3 tRNA genes are annotated in these 319 nt (G+C 44.5%); all 3 read left to right on the plus strand.

Features of this window, described 5'->3' with window-relative positions:
- Positions 1-5: 5 nt before the first annotated feature.
- The 3 genes from AN391_RS20025 to AN391_RS20030 all read left to right on the plus strand — a co-directional run bounded on the left by AN391_RS20025 (position 6) and on the right by AN391_RS20030 (position 312).
- A tRNA-Val gene (locus AN391_RS20025) sits at positions 6-81 on the plus strand.
- Positions 82-124: 43 nt separating this feature from the next.
- Positions 125-213, plus strand: a tRNA-OTHER gene (locus AN391_RS20595).
- Positions 214-236: 23 nt separating this feature from the next.
- Positions 237-312, plus strand: a tRNA-Val gene (locus AN391_RS20030).
- Positions 313-319: the final 7 nt, after the last annotated feature.

A 319-nucleotide genomic window follows, 5' to 3' on the forward strand; every position in this document is an offset into this window, starting at 1 on the left:
TATGTGGGTGATTAGCTCAGTTGGGAGAGCATCGCCCTTACAAGGCGAGGGTCACTGGTTCAAGTCCAGTATCACCCACCACATATAAACCTACTATATTAATAGTTTTTTAAAACTGTAATATGGGTCGTTAGCTCAGTTACAGGAAAAGAGAGCATCACCGCTTTTTATAAAAGATGGCGTGGTTCACTGGTTAAAGTCCAGTACTACTTACTACAGGTAGTAGCATGTAATATGGGTCGTTAGCTCAGTTGGGAGAGCATCGCCCTTACAAGGCGAGGGTCACTGGTTCAAGTCCAGTACGACCCACCATTCTTAG

The sequence above is a fragment of the Pseudoalteromonas sp. P1-13-1a genome (assembly GCF_001401875.1).
GTDB lineage: Bacteria > Pseudomonadota > Gammaproteobacteria > Enterobacterales > Alteromonadaceae > Pseudoalteromonas.